The 22,160-nt window shown below is 59.4% G+C and carries 12 protein-coding genes and 8 pseudogenes; 9 read left to right on the top strand and 11 right to left on the bottom strand.

The features are described from left to right. Positions 1–93: 93 nt before the first annotated feature. The 4 genes and pseudogenes from ACOJB8_RS36870 to ACOJB8_RS36855 all read left to right on the top strand — a co-directional run. Positions 94–610, top strand: a pseudogene (locus ACOJB8_RS36870) (SRPBCC family protein); the annotation flags it as partial. Between the two features lie 3 nt (positions 611–613). Beyond that, a complete protein-coding gene (gene antB / locus ACOJB8_RS36865; RefSeq protein ID WP_069269027.1) occupies positions 614–1,111 on the top strand; it encodes an anthranilate 1,2-dioxygenase small subunit in 498 nt (165 codons plus the stop codon). Positions 1,112–1,126: 15 nt separating this feature from the next. Then, positions 1,127–2,167, top strand: a pseudogene (antC, locus tag ACOJB8_RS36860) (anthranilate 1,2-dioxygenase electron transfer component AntC). Positions 2,168–2,263: 96 nt separating this feature from the next. After that, entirely contained in the window at positions 2,264–3,262 is a 999-nt protein-coding gene (locus ACOJB8_RS36855) for an AraC family transcriptional regulator (protein ID WP_475017081.1), read from the top strand. Between the two features lie 277 nt (positions 3,263–3,539). Here the strand turns inward: ACOJB8_RS36855 and ACOJB8_RS36850 are convergent. The 4 genes and pseudogenes from ACOJB8_RS36850 to ACOJB8_RS36835 form a co-directional block, all read right to left on the bottom strand. Next, positions 3,540–3,672, bottom strand: a pseudogene (locus ACOJB8_RS36850) (IS110 family transposase); the annotation flags it as partial. 92 nt (positions 3,673–3,764) lie between these two features. Then, entirely contained in the window at positions 3,765–4,928 is a 1,164-nt protein-coding gene (locus ACOJB8_RS36845) for a M20 aminoacylase family protein (protein WP_069269029.1), read from the bottom strand. 34 nt (positions 4,929–4,962) lie between these two features. Further along, positions 4,963–6,192, bottom strand: coding sequence for a diaminopropionate ammonia-lyase (locus ACOJB8_RS36840; protein WP_069269030.1), 1,230 nt, complete (start codon positions 6,190–6,192; stop codon positions 4,963–4,965). 197 nt (positions 6,193–6,389) lie between these two features. Next, entirely contained in the window at positions 6,390–7,526 is a 1,137-nt protein-coding gene (locus ACOJB8_RS36835; RefSeq protein ID WP_069269031.1) for a branched-chain amino acid ABC transporter substrate-binding protein, read from the bottom strand. A gap of 159 nt (positions 7,527–7,685) precedes the next feature. Between ACOJB8_RS36835 and ACOJB8_RS36830 the strand changes: the two genes are divergently transcribed. Next, complete coding sequence (locus tag ACOJB8_RS36830) at positions 7,686–8,174, top strand: Lrp/AsnC family transcriptional regulator (protein ID WP_069269032.1); 489 nt, start codon at positions 7,686–7,688, stop codon at positions 8,172–8,174. 529 nt (positions 8,175–8,703) lie between these two features. On the opposite strand, the pseudogene ACOJB8_RS36825 reads toward ACOJB8_RS36830, so the two are convergent. The 3 genes and pseudogenes from ACOJB8_RS36825 to ACOJB8_RS36815 all read right to left on the bottom strand — a co-directional run. Continuing rightward, a pseudogene (locus ACOJB8_RS36825) lies at positions 8,704–9,266 on the bottom strand (IS6 family transposase); the annotation flags it as partial. 768 nt (positions 9,267–10,034) lie between these two features. Continuing rightward, entirely contained in the window at positions 10,035–15,476 is a 5,442-nt protein-coding gene (locus ACOJB8_RS36820; protein WP_475017117.1) for an AAA family ATPase, read from the bottom strand. A 441-nt stretch (positions 15,477–15,917) separates the two neighbouring features. Continuing rightward, a pseudogene (locus ACOJB8_RS36815) lies at positions 15,918–16,290 on the bottom strand (transposase); the annotation flags it as partial. Between the two features lie 229 nt (positions 16,291–16,519). On the opposite strand from ACOJB8_RS36815, the pseudogene ACOJB8_RS36810 reads away from it, so the two are divergent. After that, a pseudogene (locus ACOJB8_RS36810) lies at positions 16,520–17,527 on the top strand (IS630 family transposase). A 10-nt stretch (positions 17,528–17,537) separates the two neighbouring features. Here ACOJB8_RS36810 and ACOJB8_RS36805 read toward each other — a convergent pair. Continuing rightward, positions 17,538–18,217, bottom strand: a pseudogene (locus tag ACOJB8_RS36805) (nucleoside transporter C-terminal domain-containing protein); the annotation flags it as partial. Positions 18,218–18,259: 42 nt separating this feature from the next. After that, positions 18,260–18,726 (bottom strand): annotated as a pseudogene (locus ACOJB8_RS36800) (IS6 family transposase); the annotation flags it as partial. 338 nt (positions 18,727–19,064) lie between these two features. On the opposite strand from ACOJB8_RS36800, the gene ACOJB8_RS36795 reads away from it, so the two are divergent. From ACOJB8_RS36795 to ACOJB8_RS36785, 3 genes are all read left to right on the top strand, one after another. After that, complete coding sequence (locus ACOJB8_RS36795; RefSeq protein ID WP_475017078.1) at positions 19,065–19,493, top strand: hypothetical protein; 429 nt, start codon at positions 19,065–19,067, stop codon at positions 19,491–19,493. Between the two features lie 132 nt (positions 19,494–19,625). Continuing rightward, entirely contained in the window at positions 19,626–19,964 is a 339-nt protein-coding gene (locus ACOJB8_RS36790; protein ID WP_475017076.1) for an integration host factor subunit alpha, read from the top strand. A gap of 853 nt (positions 19,965–20,817) precedes the next feature. Further along, positions 20,818–21,096, top strand: coding sequence for a hypothetical protein (locus tag ACOJB8_RS36785; RefSeq protein WP_475017074.1), 279 nt, complete (start codon positions 20,818–20,820; stop codon positions 21,094–21,096). A 285-nt stretch (positions 21,097–21,381) separates the two neighbouring features. On the opposite strand, the gene ACOJB8_RS36780 is transcribed toward ACOJB8_RS36785, so the two are convergent. Together ACOJB8_RS36780 and ACOJB8_RS36775 are read right to left on the bottom strand one after the other, a co-directional pair. Continuing rightward, a complete protein-coding gene (locus ACOJB8_RS36780; protein ID WP_083245687.1) occupies positions 21,382–21,720 on the bottom strand; it encodes a type II toxin-antitoxin system RelE/ParE family toxin in 339 nt (112 codons plus the stop codon). Further along, positions 21,720–22,004 (bottom strand): type II toxin-antitoxin system Phd/YefM family antitoxin, encoded by a 285-nt coding sequence (locus tag ACOJB8_RS36775; RefSeq protein ID WP_069269038.1) that lies wholly within the window; start codon positions 22,002–22,004, stop codon positions 21,720–21,722. Before ACOJB8_RS36775 ends, ACOJB8_RS36780 begins: the two co-directional genes overlap by 1 nt. Positions 22,005–22,160 lie beyond the last annotated feature (156 nt).

Genomic DNA, 22,160 nt, shown 5'->3' with positions numbered 1-22,160 from the left:
CGGTGTCCCCTTCGCGCACCTTGGCGTTATTGCGGAGCGTGCTCGATACGAGCGGCCGACCGTCTCTGGCATCCGGACGGCGAGGAAGATGCCACCGTCATGCCGCGCCTCGTCGAGGTGTACGGCCAGCAGAAAGCCGAGTGCATGATGCATCGGCTGCGCAACCTGAACGTCTATCCGAGCCTCTTTTTCATGGATCAGATCAGCTCTCAGTTGCGCATCGTACGTCCAGTCGCCTGGAACAAGACTGAAGTCATCAGCCAGTGCATCGGCATAAAAAGGCGAATCGGATCAGGATCGCGAAAACCGCATTCGTCAGTTCGAAGATTTTTTCAATGTCTCGGGAATGGGCACGCCCGACGATCTCGTGGAATTCCGTGAGCAGCAGCGGGGCTTCCAGGCGCGCCTCGAGCGCTGGAGCGACATCTCGCGCGGCTACCACAAGTGGGTGTCGGGTGAAACGGCGAATACGCGCTTGCTCGGCATTGCACCTGTGCTCTGCGGCACGGAGCTGACGCAGGAGGAGCTTTACGTCAATCAGCATGGCGCCTGGCAGGCATTTCTCATGAGCGGCCTCGCACAACAATCGAACGTCGGGAAGGAGGCATGAATCATGGCTGTCACGCAAACGCTGCAGCAATCGGTCGACCAATTTCTGTATCGCAAGGCCGAGCTTTGCGATGCGCAGAGTTGGGACGAGTACCTCGAGCTCTTCGACGAAAACAGCACATTTCACGTGCCTCAACGGGGCTCCGAGCACGTGTACACGACCGACCCGAAGCGCAGCATGTCGCTGATCTACTACGCGAACCGAACGTGGCTCGAGGACCGTGTGTTTCGGCTGCGCACTGGCAAGTCTGCGGCCTCCACGCCGCTGCCACGTACACTGCATCAGATCACCAACGTGCGTATCGCCGAATGTGAACACGGGGAACTGGAAGTGAAGGCCAACTGGGCGACCTTTTACGCGCGGCACGGCGTGGCTGAACACTTCTTCGGGCGTGCTACCTACCAGCTGCAGCCTGCGGGCGGTAGCTGGAAGATCGCACGCAAGCACGTGCTGCTGCTGAACGACACGATCAACGCCGTGCTCGACTTCTATCATCTGTAGGCGGGAGTGCGGACAATGAGCCATAAGATCGCGTTCAGTTTTGCCGACTGCAAAACTGTGTTCTTCGACGTCCGTTAAGGCGAAATCCTCCTCGACGCCGCCCTCCGCAGCGGCGTGAACATTCCGCTCGGCTGCCGCGAAGGTGTGTGCGGGACCTGCCAGGGACGCTGCGAGTCGGGCAGCTACACGCAGGATTATGTCGATGAAGAAGCACTGTCTCCCGACGATCTGGCTGCGCGTAAGATCTTGTCCTGTCAGACGCGCGTGCAGTCTGACGCCTCGTTCTACTTCGACTTCGATTCGAGCCTATGCGGCGCGGGGGGAAAGCGGTTGCTCACGGGCCAGGTTTCTGGCGTCAGGCAGGTATCCAAAACGACGGCGATCCTGGATCTGGACGCAGGCGCTCACGCGGGACGCCTTGATTTTCTGCCGGGGCAGTACGCCCGCCTGAAGGTGCCGGGCACGGACGTGTGGCGTTCATATTCGTTCGCCAGCCGGCCCGGCGACGACAACCAGTTGCAATTCCTGATTCGTCTGCTGCCCGACGGCGCGATGAGCAACTACATGCGTGAGCGCTGCACGCCGGGGCAGACGATTGATTTCGAGGCGCCGCTCGGCACGTTCTATCTTCGGCAGGTGGAGCGGCCGCTCGTGATGGTAGCAGGTGGAACTGGCCTGTCCGCATTTCTCGGTATGCTCGACGGTCTCGCTCACAAGGGTAATTGCGACCAGAAGGTGCATCTCTACTATGGTGTGACGAACGCGCGCGACCTGTGCGAACTCGATCGTTTGGCCTCTTACACGCAACGCATCGCAAACTTCGCGTGCGACATCGTGGTGACGAATCCTTCTGACGGGTGGCAGGGAAGGACTGGCCTCATTCCGGAGCATTTCGACCGCGGGATGCTCGAATCAAACCCCTTCGACATGTACGTGTGCGGTCCGCCTCCGATGGTGGACGCCATCAGGGCATGGCTTGCGCGCGAAGGCGTAGGCGACCACCGCCTCTACTACGAGAAATTCGCGGATAGCAACGGCGCCCAGCAGGTCCCGTGAGGTCGCGGCGCAGCACCCATTCAGGGTCTTTTTGTATTCTTTTCCGCGCCCGGGGTGGTTTACTATCGAGTGACCATCAGCCCTCAGTGACACGCCATGTACGCGCCTGCTCTCAACGACAGCCAAGGTATTGACGCGCTGCGTCACGACCTCGAAGGCGCGCAGGAATGGATGGCGTCGATCTGCGGACCGCATCGGTTGCAGGTACGGAGCCCGAAGAAACTGCAGTTCCACCATTCGGGCACGGTGTTGCGGTCGACGGCGAGCTCGTTGGGGTACGTGGAATACGGCACCGATGTCACCGTTTCCATACATAACGAGGCGCCGCTCAACTGCTATAGCGTGAGTCTGCCGCTTACCGGGCAGCAGGAACTGGCCGCGCATGGTCGTTTGTGGCTATCGGACGAGGACAACGGCCTCGTGTTGTCGCCGCATGAGAGGCAGGACCTTACGATCATGGGAAACTGCCGGAAGATCATCGTTGCGATCCCGAGCCAGGCCCTGCGTCAGGTGCTTGAAGATCTTCTGCGACGGCCGGTTGGTGTCCTGTTGACGTTCGAGCCGCAGATGAATGCCGCCGACGGCGATCAGGCAGCCTGGTGGCGCATGGTCAAGTTTCTGCTGAACGAGATGGGCCACGCCGCGCCGTTGCTCAATCATGAGCAGATGGTCGGAAATCTAGAGGAAGCGTTGATCAAGGGGCTGTTGCTCTGTCAGTCGCACAACTACTCGCAGGCGCTCGCGGGGGCCATGGGCCCCTCATGTCCGCACTATCTGTTGCGAGCGAAGCAGTTCATCCACGACAACGCCCGTGAGGACATTGCGCTCGAAGACATCGATCGCGCGGCCGGTGTGTCGCGCTACAAGCTGTTTGGTGGCTTTCGGCAACACTTCGGGCATGCGCCCATGGCATATCTGAAGTGGCATCGGCTCGAAGCAGTGCGGCGTGAGATTCTTTCCGACTGCTCCGAGCGTAACGTTTCTTCCATTGCGATGAGCTGGGGTTTTTCGCATCTCGGACGCTTTTCCAACGACTACAAGGCCCGTTTCGGCGAAACACCGTCGCAAACACTCAAGCGGGTGACAAGACGCTAAGTGAATATTAATTGCGTGTAGATTGCCAACTATGATGACTGGGAGACAGTAGAGACGTCGCTCCGACGTATACAGCGCCGTGGGATGGGCGGTTGCCGAAGCACGCCCGCAGCCTTGATGAGATCCGAGCACCCCGTCCTTAGCAAAATCGCGGCTTGCCACGAGTGGCAGCCGGCACGAAAAACAGGCTTCAGGATGCTGGTTCAACCTATTTCGTCATCACTTTGAGAAGCTTCGCAAACCTGGGTGGGGGCTCCTTACCGGCGGCTTTGGGAGGTTATGTTGCCGCGGTTCTCGTCATATAAGTCGCTTCGCTGCTGAGCAGTGCCTGGATGATCCGCGCGTTCCTGTTGGCCAGTGCGACCGCTGCGCAGTTATGGCCCGCGTCGAGCCATCAGCTCTTGAAGCCAGATGCATGACGACTGCGGATTCGGCCCTTCGAGAAACGTCCCAACGTGTGGCCGCTAACATGTGTTTAGCGGCCACCGCGCGTGGCGAGCTGTCAGCGTGCCGGCAATTGCCGTCGCGCAATCTCAGCAAAGTATCGCGATCCGACTGACAGTATGTCGTCGTTGAAATCGTAGGTAGCGTTGTGCAGAGGAACGCCGCCGTTTTGGGGCTCCGTTCCGTTGCCGATGAAGATGAAATTTCCCGGTACAACCTGCAGAAACGCACCGAAGTCCTCCGAGATCATCATAGGCTGAACGTTGGCGTCCACATTCTCCGCGCCAACGACATGCGAAGCGGCTGAAACCGCTACATCAACAAGCTCTGGTGTATTCACGGTCGGGACGAACTCATGCGTGTACTGGAAGTCGCACTCGGCTCCGTGTGTACGGCAGATGCCCTCACTGACTTCCCTCATCCGGATCATCAGCAGCTTCTGCACTTCTGGGGCGTAGCTGCGCGTGTCGCCTTTGATGATGACATTCGAAGGAATGACGTTTCTAAGACCGTCCGTAACTATCTCAGTACACGAGATGACTGCGGACAGGCTTGGGTCCAAATTGCGCGAAATAATCGTCTGGAGACCGAGCACAATTTGCGAGGCAATGACAATGGGGTCGACGCCCATATGAGGCCGTGCTGCGTGCGTGCCTCTTGCCTTGATGTGAATGACGAAGTTGTCTTCGCTGGCCATAATGCCGTTCGGACGTGTTGCGAAGCTGCCTGCGGGCATCCCGGGCATGTTGTGCGCGCCGAAAATGGCGTCGACAGGAAACCGTTCGAACAACCCGTCTTGCATCATCGCTTTCGCGCCACGTCCGTGTTCTTCGGCGGGCTGGAAAATGAAGCGAACCATGCCGTCAAAGTCTTTTCGCTCCGCGAGAAGTTGCGCTGCGCCGAGAATCATCGCCATGTGTCCGTCGTGACCGCATGCGTGCATTTTCCCCGGAATACACGATGCGTAAGGTCTGCCGGGCGCATTCTCGGTGATGTTTAGTGCATCCATTTCGGCGCGAAGGCCGATAACCCGTTTCCCGTTGCCAATCTTCAAGTTGGCGACCATCCCGGTTCCGCCAATGTTGCGATGAACCTCGAGGCCGAGTGTCTTCAGAACACTGGCAACGTAGTCCGATGTCTGTACTTCTTCGAAGCCTGTTTCGGGATTCTTGTGGAACTGATGTCGCCAGTTCTTCAGGCGCTCTTGTAGGGACATTTCCATGGTGCGGTCCTCGATTTGAGGCGGTGATTGGATGTCAGTGCTCGAGCGATTTTTGCCACTCGCTCTGGCGCGCAAGAACGGCTTCCGCCGACTCGCCAACGAGGTCTCGATACACTGCGGGCGCCGTGGCACCCTCGGTATTGATGGCCAGCACGTGTGAGTCGGGTCCAAGTCCTACCTGCTGGGCAAGGGCCGGGTTTTGCATGAGCACGCTCAGGCCCGCGAATCCCGCGGCACCGGACTCTCCAACCACTAAAGGAGCGTCACGGTCGCTGCCAGCGGCAAGTGAACGCATTGCTGCCACCGCGTCATCGTCACTGATGGTCATGAAATGGTCGACGCACCGCTCGAGAATTTTCCAGGCCAAGGGGGATGTCTCTCCGCAGGCGAGGCCGGCCATGACCGAATCAACGGAGCCAGTCGCTTTCGTGGCGTAGCCTGCGATGGCGCTTTGATAAAGACAGTCTGCCTGCTGAGGCTCGACGACAACGAATCGGGGCCGCCGCGCTTCGGCGTGCTCCCAGAGATAACTCGCGACGCCTGCTGCGAGACCACCGACGCCTCCTTGCAGGAATACGTGGGTGATTGGTTGCGAAAGGGTGGAACTGCCGAGCTGCCGTATTGTTTCAGCGGCAATCACGCCATATCCCTGCATCACATCCCGAGGAATCGCTTCGTAGCCTTCGTAGGACGTGTCTGAGACAACGTGCCAACCATTTTGGGCCGCCAGTGCTGCCGCATGCTCAACCGATTCATCGTAGCTACCCGCGATGCGAATAATCTTCGCGCCGTACAAAGCGATGGCCTGCTCCCGTTCTACGCTGACGTTGGCGTGAAGGACGATGACACACCGACAACCGATGTCGCGTGCGGCGGCTGCCAATGACTTTCCGTGATTACCATCGGTGGCGCTGATAACAGTCAGGTTCGAAAACATCCCGGCATATTGCCCGCGAAGAAGACCGGCCGGATTCAGGCTATGAGTGTGCCAGTGCCGAAGAATCAACCGCACGAGTGCGATGGGCGCGCCTAACGCTTTGAAGCTGCCAAGCGGCGAGCGGAAGCCTTCGTCCTTCAGGCTGATACGTGCGACGCCCAATGCTGCCGCGGCGTCCGGGAGGTCCCAGAGCGGCGTCGCTGAACGAGAGATCTGGTCCCAATCGGCTAGCCAGGCGCCGCTTTCGTCTGCCGCCCGAATGTTCAGAATGCTTTTGAGTTCATCTGGGTACGGCCCTTTGGACGCGCGGGAATTTGCAGTCAACATTGAGAAGAGCTCCAGGGAGGCATCCGATATGCCGTATTTCTATTGCCAAAGTCCAAGTGCTGGCTCGGTGGAACAGCAGGAATAATATTGCAATGCTTTGTTTATTTGGGATCTAAAACTCGGCACAAATCGAGAAAATTTCTCGCATGGGGTGCTGGAGGCATTATGGCACCGCCGCACCCAACTGCGCGTTCGGGTTAGCGGACTACCGACTTGTCGTTCCAGACGTTGTTGTCAAACTGCCGTACCGTGATTGCACCGTTGCGGATGTCACCTGCTTCATCGAACTGAATGGGGCCGGTCACACCGTCAACCTTCACCGACCGCAATTGCGCCAGGTAAACTTTCGGGTCGGTAGAGTTGGCTGCTTGCATAGCGGTTGCCATGGTCATGACTGCGTCGTATGCATAGGGAGCGTAAAGCTGAACCGGCGTCTTGAACCTTTGTTCGAACCGTTTGAAGAATGCCGGGCCTTGTGGCATCTGAGAAGGCGGTACGCCGGCGAGTGTGCAATACATATCGTTGGTCATTGATGAGCCGCCGAGGGCAATGAACTGCGGCGTGCACGCTTCGTCGCCGGCAATGAACTTGACCTTCATTCCGAGCCGACGCATTTGTTGTATAAAGGCGGCCGCCTGCGTGTCGCCACCCGTGAAAGCAACGGCATCAGGTCTGCGATTTTTGATCGTCGTGAGAACCGCCATCCAGTTGGTTGTCTTGTCGGTCCCGAATTCGCGGTCGACGACGGTACCGCCGGCGGACTGCACCGCCTTCTCAATCTGGTCAGCGAGGCCCTGGCCGTACGCTGTACGGTCGTCCACGATTGCAACCCTGGGAGCTTTCAGGTCTCGTACCAGATAAGTTCCGATGACCGAGCCTTGGCGGACATCGTTTGCGACCATTCGAAACACCGACTTGAGTCCTTGCTGGGTCAGCAATGGATTAGTAGCCGATTCGGTAATCATCGGAATTCCAGCGCCTGCGTAAATCCTCGAAGCGGGAATCGATGTGCCGGAGTTGGCATGCCCCACGACGCCGGCAACACGGTCGTCTACTAGCTTCTGCGCGACCGTCACTGCGGTCTTCGGGTCGGCGGCGTCATCTTGCGAATCTAGCTCGAAGGTGATCGAGTGGCCGCCGATTTTCAGCTTCCTGGTATTCAAGTCCTCGATTGCAAGCCGTACTCCGTTCTCGTCATCCTTTCCGATGTGTGCGAGCTCGCCAGTCAGAGGCGAAACCTGGCCAATTTTGACGGTAACGTCTGCGTCGGCCGCCGATGCAGATGCGCCAATTGAAACCGCCATCAACGTGTTGAAAAGTTGTCTGGTTTTCATGATCTTCGGTGGGAATACGAAACGGGGTGGGAGGGTGCCGAAGTCCCCAGCCGTCAGCTGCTCTAGCAGCGGTGACCGAAAGCACTTGACATGAACAGTTTATTGCGAGTAAACCGTTAGTATTTATTCTTTTGCGCCCACGTTTCGAGAAAAATTCTCATGTCGAATCTTCGAGATGTCGAGCTAGACGCTTTCGATTTGCGGATCCTCGCAATCGTGCAACGGAACAATCAGATGCCCCATCGTGAGATCGGGCATGAAGTGAACCTGTCCGTCCCGTCCGTGGCGCGAAGGCTCCAGAAGCTTAGAAGTGCTGGCGTTATTGCTGCGGACCGCAGCTTACTGAATCCCGATGCGCTCGGTTCCCGGGTCACGATAATCACTCACGTTTCCGCGGAGAGTGAGGCGATAGAGTTGCTCGATGCGATGAAGGCACGGTTCGATGCCTGCGAGCAAGTCCAGCAGTGCTATTACGTGACCGGCGACGTCGACTTCATCCTGATTTTCTGCACGCGGGACATGGCGGAGTACACGGCCCTAACGCGGGCGCTGTTCTTCGCGGAGGGAAACGTTCGAAGCTTCCGTACCTTTGTCGCGATGGAGCGGGTCAAAATAACGCTCGATGTGCCACTCGGTCGGACGAAGTAGGCCTGTCTCCCGATTGGTCAACCGCCACCCAGAAGTGCACATCTCTTCTTCAAGGTAAGCTATCTACGCAACGAATAGGCCCGTCAACACGAACTGCACGAGCTTCGGCAACACGACCAACCATTGGCACACTGAGTTGGCCGATACCCTTAGTCTTGCGTCCGTAGACGGTGTGACGGTGCTTCTGCTCCCGCGTGTACGCGATGTTCAACGCGCTATCCATGCAACCAGATTTCCAAGCGCGCTTACGCAGGCGGCCGACGAAGTTTGAAAAAAGATTGATTGAAGATTTAAGTGCCCCTCGCTTGGTACGTGCAGCTCAACTACACGCGAGGCGTCAACATATCCCTGTGCCATTAGCAGGACTACCTGTTACGTGAGCTACCGGTACGTGGCCTCGTTGAGTGCTCTCGCCAGCATGCGGATGTCTGCGGAATTGTCCGGCTCATTGTTGCCCGACTCATTGGCCGGTAGGCCCCCGAAAGCGCGTCGTGCGGAGCCCATGAGCCTGCAGGCGTCACAGAACTCCTCCAGATATGGGTTTGACAATCCGTTTGATGGAGCGATGGTCCCGTTAGACAACGTTGATATTTGACCTGGCGGATCTTGATGGGCGCTTCCCGTTCGGCATTGATGGCGTGCAGGGCATCCAGATTGGCGCCGCTCTTATCCATAGTGATGGTCTCCGGCTCGCCGTTCTGGTCGATGGCTTTCTCGAAATAGCGACGGGCGGCAGCCTTGTCACGATGGGCTCGAAGCAGGAAATCCACCGTCTTTCCGGCCTTGTCCGCAGCGCGATAAAGGTATTTCCACTGGCCACGCACCTTGGCGTACGTCTCGTCGACCCGCCAGCTCTTGCCGACCGGGCGCTTGCAGCGGCGGAACGCCTTTTCAAGTACCGGCAGAAGCTTGATGGCACCACCGGTGCACGGTCGAATGATCGACCGCGATCCCGCGTTCGGCCCTCATCTCCTGAAGATTGCGCAAGCTCAGCGGGTAGGCCACGTACCAACGCACGCACACCAACATTATCTCGAGCGGATAGTGCAACCGCTGCAGCACTTTGGCTACCGCCGGACTCAGGGCTTTCATTGTCGTTCACAGCATTCGGTAAGGTCCCGCAGCATACCAGCCTCTGCTATTGCAATAGAACCGAAAGGAATAACAAATGTCCGGCGTGCCAGAAAGGATAGCCGATGCGGGACTAAAGGCGAACGTGGTCTGTCGGCTACTCTGACGAGGGTCCCGGTCGCACAAACCCCTCATTGCCAATGGCGGGACGGGAACACATGACGAAGAGATGCGAGGTGGCCTTTCGCTTTCGACAACAGCCCAACGGGGACAGGCGGGATCTCTGGCCGTTCTATCTCACACGCAGACAACGCCAGTGGCTTGCATCGGTGCGCGAGCAGTGGGGAGAAAACTGCGTCGTCCAGATTGCAAACCGCGAAGCGCGAATTATCGCCGAAAATGGCGAGCTTGCGTTTTGCAGTGCATATTTCGCGGAAAGCAAAGCAATTTCGCGAAAAACAGGCCTTGCCTCCCTCCACCGTACCGAGTGGGCGCCTTGATTGTCCACAGGTTCGCTGCGACCCGGGGCAGCGCGCGGGTACGCGATTGAAGCAGGAGCGTCTGCGCGGCCGGATTCGGGTTCGGCTAATCGGTTGCGGCCGACACTTCGATCAAGACGACTTTGCCGTTGGCCTGATACCGGCGATGTCCGCGACGGGCGACTCGCGCGCCCGGGCACGACGGCGGGCGTGCGGGGGGAGTGCCCGTGCGACCGTGTAGACATGGCCGCCGCCCCGGGTTGTCGGTCGTGGAAGGGTGCATGTCGAATACGCGTCCACGATGCCACGGCTATGTCGATGCGGCCGGATGGTCCGGAAGTTTCACCTTGATTGTCGTGCCGGCTCCCGGCGAACTGATAACGTTGATCTGACCGCCCAGCATCAGAACGCGTTCTTCCATGCCCGCGAGTCCGAATGAACCCTTTTTGGCCGGCTGAACATCGAATCCTCGACCGTCGTCGCGCACTTCGAGCAGACAGCAGTCCCCTGTCCGCTCCAGCATGATGACCACATGGGGCGCCGCTGCGTGGCGGGCGACATTGGTCAGCGCTTCCTGAACGAGACGGAACAGCACGACAGCGCAGGGCTCGCTCACGACGATATTCTCGTCGGGCAAGTGCAGGCGGCATACCGTGCGACCGTTTCGGTTGAACTCGGCCGCGAGCCACTCGAGCCCCGCTGCAATGCCGGTGTCGAGTGCCGCAGGGCGCAGCGCCGCGATGACGCCCCTGACGACCTGCATGGTTTTGTCCACCAGCGCAATCAGCGCCTGCGTCTGCTCGACCAGTTCCGGGCGATCGTTGCCCAGTTGCATACGTAATGCCGACGCCTGCAGGCGAAGCGCGGTGAGGTGCTGTCCAAGTTCGTCGTGCATTTCACGCGCGATGTGCTTGCGCTCTTCCTCGCGAGCCATTTCGCGATGTGACGTGAGTTCCCGCAGCATCTCATAGGACTCGCGCAGGCGGCGCTCCGCCTCCTTGAGCACCGTCAGATCGATCACGAACGCGACGCCTTCCTTCCCACTGCCGTCGAATGCCGCGCGGCCGACCAGGACGGGCACACGACTCCCATCCTTCCTGAAGTATTCTTTTTCGGTCGGCTGAATGCCTCCCTGGTGCCCGATCTGCGCAAGAGCCCGTTCGCTGCTTTCGCGCCACTCCACTGGGGTCAGGTCTCGCCAGGGCAGACGACCTGAAACAAGATCCTCGCGGTCATATCCCACCATGCGCAGGAATGCCTCATTGGCCTCAAGGATGTCGCCCTCTGCGTTCCACACAATGATGCCGATGATATTGGCGTCGACGAGTCGCCGGATCCGGGCCTCGCGCTCCTTCAGGTCGCGGTACAGTCGGGTATTCTCGATCGAGGTTGCCGCTTGCGACGCGAGCAGCCGCAGCACACCAATTCGCGCTGGCGAGAAGGCACGGGTGACTAGGTTGTTTTCGAGGTACAGGGCGCCCATAAGCCTGGCCTGATTCGTCAGGGGCAGACACACAATTGAGCGGGCTCGATGCTGGAGGATGTAGGCATCTGCAGCGAACGCGGACGAGCGTGTGGCATCGTCGAGAATGACGCTCTGGCCCGTTCGCAACACATGATAGAGGACCGACTCGGGTATCACGGTGGGGCTCGTGGGGTCATCGCGTAGTTGCACGCGGAGTGTGTCCCCCGCGATTTTGGCTTCCGCGGCTATCCTTTGTCCGCCCGCGTCTGGAAGAATCAGCAATCCTCGCTCGGCGCCCGCCTGTTCGATCGCAGTGCGCATGACCATATCGATCAGCTTGTCCAGGACGATCTCTCCGGAAACGGCCTGCGACACCTTAATGACAGTAGCAAGGTCGAGGTGTTCAACGGGGGTGCCGATCGTGCTGCCCGGGCCGGGCGCTCGCTCTTCGTCCCCGAGAAGCGGATACAGCGCTTCAAGTTGGCGTACCTTGCCTTCGGCACCCCAGCGTTGGTAGCCCCGGCGTGCGTCCTGCAAATACACGCGGGCAATCCTGTCGAAGCCGCGCGCCGCGTAGAAGCCTGACGCGAGTTCATTGGCAAGTGCTTCGTTGTGTACGAAGCCATGTGTACGCGCCGAGCGCATGGCCTCTTCGTAGAGACGCATTGCTTCGACATCGCAGCCGTTCAGGCGAGCCAACTCGGCGCCCACCAGCGCCGCACGGGTTGCAAAATTCTCCGGACAGTTCTCTGCCCAGATCTCCAGCTGCCGGCGATGTGCGGCGATCGCGTCGTGGTGCTGCTGTCGCTCCGCGGCCGGGGCACGGTCACAATGTGCGGCCCGTGCCAGTGCACCGAAGAAATGGTATTCGCTTTCCTCCAGGTGCAATGACGAACTCCACAGTAGCTGCTGCGCCATCAACGCCGCGTTGATGGCGGCCACATGGTCGCCTGCAAGGAATCGTGCCTGCAGTTTCCGGATCCAGTACCAGCACGCGGCCGTTGCGAGCGCGGGGTTTCCGGACAAATGCTGTTCCATACGAAGTTCGTTAAATTCGTCGTCGTCGAAGTGACCGAATTTCAGCGTCGAGCCCCGGAGCATCCGGATCAGCGCGAGTTGCGTAGTGATGTTATCTACGACAAGACCGAAATGCGCCTTGCTGGCGAACGCGAGGCCCCGTTCGGCTTCGCGCTCGACCTCGATCAATGGTGCACCGGCGAAAAGCAGGTCTGATACGATATGGCAGCACGTATAGGCGCCAGACGGGACGTCGCCGATCCGGCTCGCTGCTTCGAATGCGCGGCGCAGCACCTCGCTACTAACGCACACATGTTTTGTCCAGCGCACGACATACAGGGCGAAGCAGAGATATGTCACCGCCTCGAAGCGTTTGAGCCCACGGAGCTCGACCAGATCGAAGCCAAGCTGGCCAAACTGGATTCCAGCGAGGTAATCGCCAAAGCGTGGTCCAGCAATCCGCGGGAACATGACATACGCAAAACACGACGCATCGCAGTTGCCATGCTCCAGGCTAAGGCTGATCAGCTTGCATATGGCCAGGGAAGCCAGGTTCGCGTCAAAGAACCAGGCCGGCCTCTGGAGCTTGCTCAGCACGTTGGCGGTCGCGAGAGACGGCAGGTCCTTCATCAGAGGCAGATCGATGAGCGTCCCGATCGTCCTGCCGCCGAGCCGTGACCGGATGCTTTCGTACTCCTGTTGTACGTCGCTCTCTTCCGGATGCGCTAACCAGTCGATACCAACGCGCCGGAGATGCTCGAGACAGACGTCGACTGCGTGACCACTTTGGTCGAGGGTCAGATAGACATCCATTTGCAGACACGTGACCTGCGCCTGTTCGACCGTGGTCCTGGCACGGCTTGATAGCACGGATAGTCGCTCTTGCGCGACCGATAACCGGCCGGTGAGGAATTCGCATTCGGCAAGGTTCAACTGCAGCGCAAAGACCAGATCGCGCCTGCGTTCCCAACAATCGTCCCGCATGAGGTCCGCACCGGCGCTCAGATAGGTGAGCGCCGATGCATAGGCTGTTGACGCTTTTGCCCGCTGGCCGGCGCTCAGGTTGAACCCGGCCAGCTGCTCACGCTCTTGCCGGGAGGTCACCAGCGCTGCGCCACGGTTCAGTTGTGTAACGATCTCGAAGATCGCCGCTTCACGTTTGTCAGCGGGCGTTAGCGCCGCGAGCAGGCGTCCGATACGCAGGTGGACGCCGGCGCGCGAGTGCTCCGGGATCAATGAATACGCCGCTTCCTGTACGCGGTCGTGTGCGAACCGGTAGGCAAGTTCCAGTTGCTCGACCAGCCCTTGATCGACCGCTGGCTGCAGTAGCGCCCGGACCGCCTGCCTGGAGACCCCCAAAACCTTCGGTAACATCGCGACGGGGGCGGCGTTGCCAAGGCAGGCGAGCTGTTGCAACGCGCGCTGCGTTTCGATGGGCAAGCGTGCGAGCTTCGCGACCATCAGGTCCACCACGTTGTCGGTATATCCCTTGCTGTGAATGCTGGGCAGATCCCAGCGCCAGCAGGTCGTGTCATGGTCGAAGGTGACCAGATCGACATCAGCAAGCGTGTGCACGAACTGGATCACAAAAAACGGATTGCCGGCCGTTTTCTCATGCACGAGCGCGGCAAGCGGTGCGGCGCGTTCACGCTCGCAGCAAAGTGTTTCGGCAATCAGTTGCTCCACGTGCTCGCGGGCGAGCGGCTCAAGGGCAATTTCGTCGAGCCTTGCGCCTGTGGTCCTGACGGTTTGAAGTTTGCGCATTAGTGGATGCTCAGCATCAACTTCATTTGCGCGGTAGGCGCCGATCAGCATCAGGTATCGCTGGTCTGGCCGGGTGAGGAGATCTTCCACCAGGTCCAGCGTCGCGGCGTCGAGCCATTGCAGGTCATCGAGAAACAGGGCCAGCGGATGTTCACGTTGGGCGAAGACACCGATGAAGCGCCGGAAAACGAGCTTGAAGCGGCGTCGCTCCTCGTGAGGTTCGAGTTCCGGGACGGGTGGCGGATCGCCGATGATGAGCTTCAGTTCCGGGATCAGTTCGGTCATAAGGCGCGCATTCGGCCCTAGTGCCCCGATCAACGTGTCGCGCCAGATGGCCAGTTCCCGGTCGTGCTTGCCAAGGAGCGGTCGCACCAGCCCCTGAAAGGCTTGCACCAGTGTCGAGTACGGTATGTCGCGTTTGTACTGGTCGAACTTGCCCGACGCGAACAGCCCCCGCGGCGGTACAAGCGCCCTGTGCAATTGGTTGACGACTGCGGACTTGCCGATGCCGGAATAGCCGGACACCAGCACCAGCCCAGGCGTGCCGCTCGTGACGACGCGCTCGAACGCAGCGACCATGGCCTCTATCGCGCGCTCGCGCCCGTAAAGCTTCTCGGGGATGCGAAGCTTGTCGGATGTGTCACGTTCGCCCAGCACGAAGGCATCGATGTGGTGCTGGCGCTGCCAATCGGACAGGCACCGCCGCAGATCATGCTCGACACCGGCCGCAGTCTGATAGCGTTCCTCGGGAGTCTTGGCGAGCAGCTTCATGACAAGTTCCGAGACGACAGCCGGCACACTTGCTACCCGCGCGCCGGGCGGTACCGGGTTGCGTGCAACATGGCAATGTACCCACTCCATCGGGTCGGCCGCGGTGAACGGCAGGGTCCCTGTGAGCATCTGATAGAGCGTGACTCCGAATGCGTAGAGGTCGCTGCGCGAATCGATCGAGCGGCTCATCCGCCCAGTCTGCTCGGGCGCCATATAGGCGAGGGTACCGACGATCGTTTCCGGCGGTTCCGGCGATTGCCGTTCATACGTGCGTCGAGAGGCGCTGCCAAAGCCAGTGAGCCGCACGTAGCCGTCGACGCAGTCCACCAGAATATGCGCGGGTTTGATGTCCTTATGCACGAGGCCGTGCTGATGGACTTTACCCAGCGCCGCTGCAATGCCCACAGCGAGGGACAACACATGTCCCACCTCGCCAGGTCCGCCGATTTGCCGCTCGAGCAGTTCGCCAAGCGGATCCTCGAGCACTAGTACCATCCGTGCGTCATCGCGCACCAGCTTCAAAGGGCGCGCTGCCCACTGACTGTTGAGTACGTCCTTCAGCGCGAACTCGTGAGCGAGGCGTTCGAGAAGGGCGGTTGGGGGATGTTCGTCGGCGGGACGTACCACCAGCACACTGCCGGTGCTGCCGGTGGGCTGGACCCGGTAGAGCGTGAGCTCACCATCCTCCCGCAGTATGCTTGCGCGATTTACGTCGGTACCGTGTAGGGAGTTCATCTGACGTAGTTTATCGTCGCGCTCGTGCCCGTCAATCAAGAGAGGCAACTCATTCGTCTGCTCATACAGCGGCGGACGTGCCCTTCAAGCACACTACACGGCAACATCTGTGGAGTCAGCAACGCGTGTAGAGCCAGGCGTTCTCCTCTACAACCGCCTCAAGTCGGCCGTGCTGGAGCCGAATCAGTACTTTCATTTATTGGCTAGCTAGCCCATGTGGCGCGGCCTTGGTCGACACAGCCGTCCCTTCCAACGGCGGAACCGAAGGGGCTCGATGAGGGCTATCGACTACGTCGTCGCCGGCCCCGGTATCAAGTCGTTCACGTCTACGGAGTCGACCGGCTTCTGATTGAGAAAGACCAGTACCCGGCGGCGCGTAGCACGGTAACGCACCGAGGCGCGTCAGCCCCGGCGACGTCGACGGACTACGTTGTTACAATTGTCCGCTAGGCTCATGACTTCGGTGAAGAACGCTTCCACGACTTCATGCTCCAGCAACCGGTCGCGGTTCTTCGAGAACACCGAGTGGTCCCACACGGCGACCTCAATCCCCAGCCCGACAAACCAGCGGAACAGCAGGTTGTAGCGCATCTGCTCCATCAGCATGCGCTCGCTGCGCACTGAGTAGAACACCTGCAACAGCAGCGCCCGCATCAGCTTCTCAGGCGCAATCGAGACACGGCCGGTGTCCGCATAGATGACGCTGAACAGCCCGTTGAGTCGTTTCAACGCATCATTCACCAGCAACCGGATCGGTCGCAATGGGTGATCTGCCGGGACGAGGTCCTCCAGCTTGACCCTGCATCTCATCCATTCCGCGCGTCGCATCCGCTACCAAAGATCATGAACACGATATCCATAACGCTCGTCCCTCAAACCCCGTTTACACGGGATCCAAATTCAACAGCCTGTTAGGGAAGCTATAAACTGATCCACCTGTCTCGAGCGCTCCATCACTTTGTCGCGTGAGGCCGCCACGACTGACGAACCCAATGCCTACGACGTGATCGCGCGACTCACTAGTCCCGCTTGAGCGCAAACAATTGCTGTCGGCGGCTCGTAGCCAAACGGTGCGCGCAGCGGACACGCGGCGTGCCCGGTTGATCCTGATGCTTGACGACGGAGAGACACGTGAGGCGATCATGCGGCGGCTGCGCTGTGACTCCCGCTTCATTAGTCGTTGGTCGAGCCGGTTCCTGGCCGAGCGGCTGGCAGGCCTGTACGCGCGCCATCCGGGACGAGCTCCGGTGCATCCGCCTGACAAGCTGGAGGCGCGGGTTCTGAATCTCACGCTCAAGCATCGACCTGCGGACGGCTCGACGCATTGGAGCAGTTATAAGCTTGCTGCTGCTTTGGGCGATGTGGGTGCCTCGACGATTCAGCGCATCTGGCGAAAGCACGGCGTGCGGCCCCATCGGCTCGATACGCACATGGTTTCAAATGATCCTGACTTCGAGACCAAGGCGGCAGACGTGATCGGGCTGTATCTGAACCCGCCCGCACGCGCGGCGATGTTCTGCGTAGATGCGAAGACGGTCATTCAGGCCCTGGATCGTAAAGACCGGATGCTGCCGCTGTCACCCGGACGCGCCGAGAGCCACGGCATCGAATACAAGCGCAACGGCACGCTGAGCCTGATCGCCGCGCTCAACACGACGACGGGGGAAGTCATCGGCAAGACGGCGCCGCGCCATACTAGCGAGCAGTTCGTGGCCTTTCTCACCGACGTTAGCCAGCGGCCCAAACAAGAGATCCATATGATCTGCGACAACGTCAGCAGCCACAAGACCCCGCGCGTGCAAGAGTTCCTGCGGCAACACCGAAACGTGCGGTTGCACTACACGCCGACCTATACCTCTTGGCTCAATCAGGTGGAGAACTGGTTCTCGCGCATCCAGCGCGACGTGATTGCGTGAGGCATCTTCACTACGGTAAAGGATCTGGAGCGCAAGCTGATGCGCTGTATCCGCGAGCACAACAAGAATCCCAAGCCGATTAAATGGAAGTACGACGATCCATCGCGGCGAATTCGACGAGTGCCATTTCAATGACGCAGTTGACTAGCGAGACGAAAAGGCCAGAATGGTCGCGCTCATCAGGTTCGACAAAGTGGCCGCAGTCAGCGCCCGCAGACCATATCGGCCGACGCGTCCGCGGATGTCCGGGTTGATCGCGCCGAAGCTACCGGTCAAGATTGCGATCGAGGAAAAATTGGCGAACCCGCACAATGCGAATGAGATAATCGCCAATGTTTTAGGCGTCAAGATTTGCAGCCCGCTTGCGGCAACCTGAGCTGTAGTTTGCAGGTACGGTGCCAAACCTGTATAAGCAACATACTCGTTCAAGATCAATTTCACGCCAATGAAGTTTCTGGCGATCGATGCGTCGTGTCAAGGTGCGCCGATCAGCCACGCAAGTGGTAAGAAGAGTAGCCCAAGCAGCGACTGCAAGGTTACATCGTGGAACCCGATGAAGGTTGCGATGCCTGAGACCATGTTATTGAGCAGGGCAATGAGACCAATGAAAGTGATCAGCATCGCCGCCACGTGCATTGCGATCTTCACGCCAACAGCACCGCCCGCGGCAACTGCATCGATGACGTTGGCAGCTAGCTTCTTATCGAACTCCAGTGAGTCGACTTCATTGTGATTCATCTCGGTAACCGGGCAGATTATCTTCCCGAAAAGAATACCGCCCGGTCCCGCCATGAAAGACGCCGCGATCAGAGGCTCTGTCGCGATCAGGTTGGCGGGACGAGAAAGCCCCGATATGATGAGGATTACTTACATGGCCAGCGAATAAAATTGCTCGGCAGCAGTCAACTGGATCCCAGCGGCTTTCATCTGCCCCTTCCTGATCATATGCATCACTCGATGCCAGACAGGATGATGCGGGCGCAACGAAAATCCTTGAAGCCCATCATGGGTTTGACAATCCGTTTGATGGAGCGATGGTCCTGTTCGACAACGTTGTTCAGGTATTTGACCTGGCGGATCTTGATGGGCGCTTCCCGTTCGGCGTTGATGGCGTGCAGGGCACCCAGATTGGCGCCGCTCTTATCCATAGTGATGGTCTCCGGGCTCGCCGTTCTCGTCGATGGCTTTCTCGAAATAGCGACGGGCGGCAGCCTTGTCACGATGGGCTCGAAGCAGGAAATCCACCGTCTTTCCGGCCTTGTCCGCAGCGCGATAAAGGTATTTCCACTGGCCACGCACCTTGGCGTACGTCTCGTCCACCGCCAGCTCTTGCCGGGGCGGCCAGTGGAAATGTTTGCACTGGGCCGCATGAAAAAAACTGCTGCTCCACACAGTTTGTTCTGGCTGAACTACATATCAATTATTTTGATGTTAATTGTCTTGTGTCTCTCCCCCCAGGAGGCGAAACTTTTATCTCGCGCGGGCAGTGTGCGGTAACCAAGCGGGCTCGCCAACGGTTGAAAGATTGATTCAGAGTAGTGGGCGGCACCTCTTAAATCAGCAGGATCAGGTATGGTCGTTGAGCCACTAGCTGCTCAGGAATGGTTCGGCACCTTGCTGATGTTAGGCGGTGCATCACATCGCGTTTCCAATATCTCCTTCGTAAATTTATATGGCAGAGCTCGCAAAAATTACCGATGACACCCTTGGTGCTGTGCAAATTTGGGGGTTCCATGGAGAATGCAACGTAAGGGACGTCGCGGCGGCTCTTGAGGAGATCGCTGCGGGGCTAAAGGGCGACGGGCATACAATTCACGTGATGTCAGGCACCCACGGCTGTTGCGTGGGGCGAGTCGGTGCTGTCGCAATGCGCGAGCAAAGGTTTTCGGAACAAGATCGGGCTCTTGCCCACCCCATGACGGCAGACAACAAGGCCATTGTTGTGGCTGTCCACGACTTCAATACGGACAAGTTGCCGGCTCCCGACTATGTGTCCGCAGCGATGGCCAAGCTCAACAAGGACATCCGCACGATCGTGGCAGAGACGCCCGGGATTCCTACATTCCTGCTCGCCTATTGCTGCAGTGCAGGCACGAAGTAGCAGCGATGGGTTCCGCGGGGTTTTGTCTTCAAGTCGCCCCGGGCATGCAGCCAATCCACTGCTCGCTCAGCCCGAGCCGGAGCGAATGAGCCGTCCGGCGCGGCCGGGCCAACTCAAGTCCGAAGCAAGTCGATGAAGCGCGACTGGCCCGTCATGCGGACGGCCGACGCGGCGCGCACTCGCACGTTCAGGAAAGCTGATCTGATCGCGGCGCTGTGTGATCGTGCGGGGCTAAGCCGGGAGGAGGCGACTGAAATGATCGAGGCGTTTTTCGAGACCCTACGCGCCACGCTGGCTGCCGGCGAAACGGTCAAGCTTGCCGGGTTCGGGGCCTTTGCGTTGCGTGACAAGCCACCGCGCCCCGGACGCAATCCGCAGACCGGCGTCGCTGCGCCCATTGCGGCACGCCGCATCGTAAAGTTTCGCGCCAGCGCGCAGCTGCAGGCGCGCGTGGAGCGGGATGACGCATGAAGAATGAAAGATCCCCCCAGGTCGCGCTGATTCGGGCAGCCCCGTGCTGAGGCGAACCGTTGTGTGGGTGATCGCGTTCATTGACGGTGCAACGACCCGGTGGTGGGGCAGCATCAATGACTGGCAGCCGGACGAAACCCGTCTGAGCTCGGCGCCACGCTTGAGCGCTACCTTGGGCTCGTGGAAGCGTACCGGGCAGGCCGGGTGCCACAGCGCACGCACTCATGGTGTACCGCGACGGCACGTTCGCTTCGGTGATGCTGGGCGGCAGCACGCCTGAGGCCATCGGGTCTTACCCAGCAAGGCAGCGGGGTGGCGCGCACGCGCAACGCCGCCCTTGGCTGAAGGCATGACCCGGCAGGCGCACTGAAGACTGATCGCCACTGCTTCGGCGCGTGAAACTCCCCCCAGAAATGCGAACGTATTGCACCGCCCCTGTCAGGACAGGCAAGTACATCCCGGCCGGTTTTCGGCCACAGTACAGGAACGTGACGTTTTCAAGTGGAGGCGCACGAAGGGAAGATGGAGAGCCTTCATAAAAAACGGGAGAAGTCGGTGGGAAAACAGGCAAGGCACCCTGACGGCGGCGCGAGACAGCCTTTGAGGGACGGGGCTCAGTCAACCAGTCCCGTTGTTTTGATCGCCCAGCGGATGGAATTGGCACGCAATCCGGCGACGGGCAAGGAGATCAACGAGGCGACAGGAATCATCCGGGTGAAGACGCCCCTCTGCAGGGTAGCAATACCCGCGTCGGCTATTCAGCAAGTTTCTTTTTTCCGCACCGTGCCCCGGTTCACGGTTCCATTCTTGACGGGAGAAGTCAACGCTCAGTCCACACGAATTTGCAACCCTGATGCTGGTTCGCCACGCAGCGGATCAGCTCGACATGAACCGCGCCGAACTGGACGCGCTCCTCGAACGGCAACTGGTGATGCTGGAACACGGCTCCGTGGGCAGGCGTCGCGCGCACCTGACGGAAAGGGGGCGGCCAGTCCTCGACGTGCTGCATCCGGACAGCGTTGAGCGGCGAAATCGCGCACCCGGGGCTAACGCAGGCGGCGATGCCAGGGACGGAGTTCCTAGGCCAGTGTCCGCCGCGACGGATTCCGCAATGCCGCAAGACGGAGGCTGAATACTGGTGTCCCGAATGACGACTACCGCGACGGCAGTCGCGCATATCAGGTGCAAGAAAAGGCAACGAAAATAGGGCGCTGGGCTGCACCGCGGCAAAGAGGGATAACTGATAACGACGGCCATTAGGAATCCCGCGTCCGCCCGGGCACTACTGCGCTACAACCCCGGCTCGCTGGCCGGGCTCCCGCATTCCGGTACGGTCACAATAATCTACAGGAAGGCAGGAGGACGAAGATGTCGTCATTGCCGTCACCGGCGGATAATTGCTGCGTCATCCTGACGCTCACATGAGTCGAAGGACGATCCTCTGGAGCAGGGCCGGCAGGTCGCGTCGCGTATCGACCACGAGGTGAATGAAAACCGTGTCGTCCCGCACCTGGTAGATGATCCGGTTCCTGCCGCATAGGGCCTGCCGGAAACGCTCATCGACGAAGCCTTCGAGTTCGGCAGGAATATGGCCACTGTTGGGATACTGGCGAATCTGCGTGATGGTTTCCTGAATCTGCGCCGATGTCTGACGCCAGGTCTCCCATCCGAAGGTTCGGACAATGTAACTTCTCAGCTCGTCGATGCCGATCCGCGCGGTCGGCAGGACGCGGTACTTCAGCGGCGAGGCCGGCATCAGCGAAGTTTTTCCTGGCGGTCGAGTTCGTTGAGCTCCCCGAAGAATTCGTCGCCGTCGACATGGTCGTCGCGCTCGATATGCTTCTGGCCGATGGCCAGGATCTTCAGCAGCGCGATGGTCTGCTGGGTCGCGTCGTAGGTTCGCACGTCCTGGACCACGAGTTTTGCTTCACCGTTCTGCGTGATGATGAGCGGCTCTCCCGAGTCGGTGAGGTCCTTGACGATCTGGGCGGCTTCGCTTTTGAGGTAGCTGATCGGCTTGACGTGATCGGCGAGGTGCATGGGGCGCTCCGTTGGGTCTAATAGGACTAAATATAGACCGTTATCGGTCACATCGCAATCGGTCGGCGTATTTAACATAATATAATTTATCGAACTTTTTTGTGTGGGGGCTACGTCCTAATGTCGTGTTCTGGCTATTTACAGATGTCGTGTTTT

The organism is Paraburkholderia sp. BR10141 (assembly GCF_056155635.1).
The sequence above is the reverse complement of the archived record's forward strand: the minus strand, read 5'-3'. Positions and strand labels throughout refer to the sequence as shown.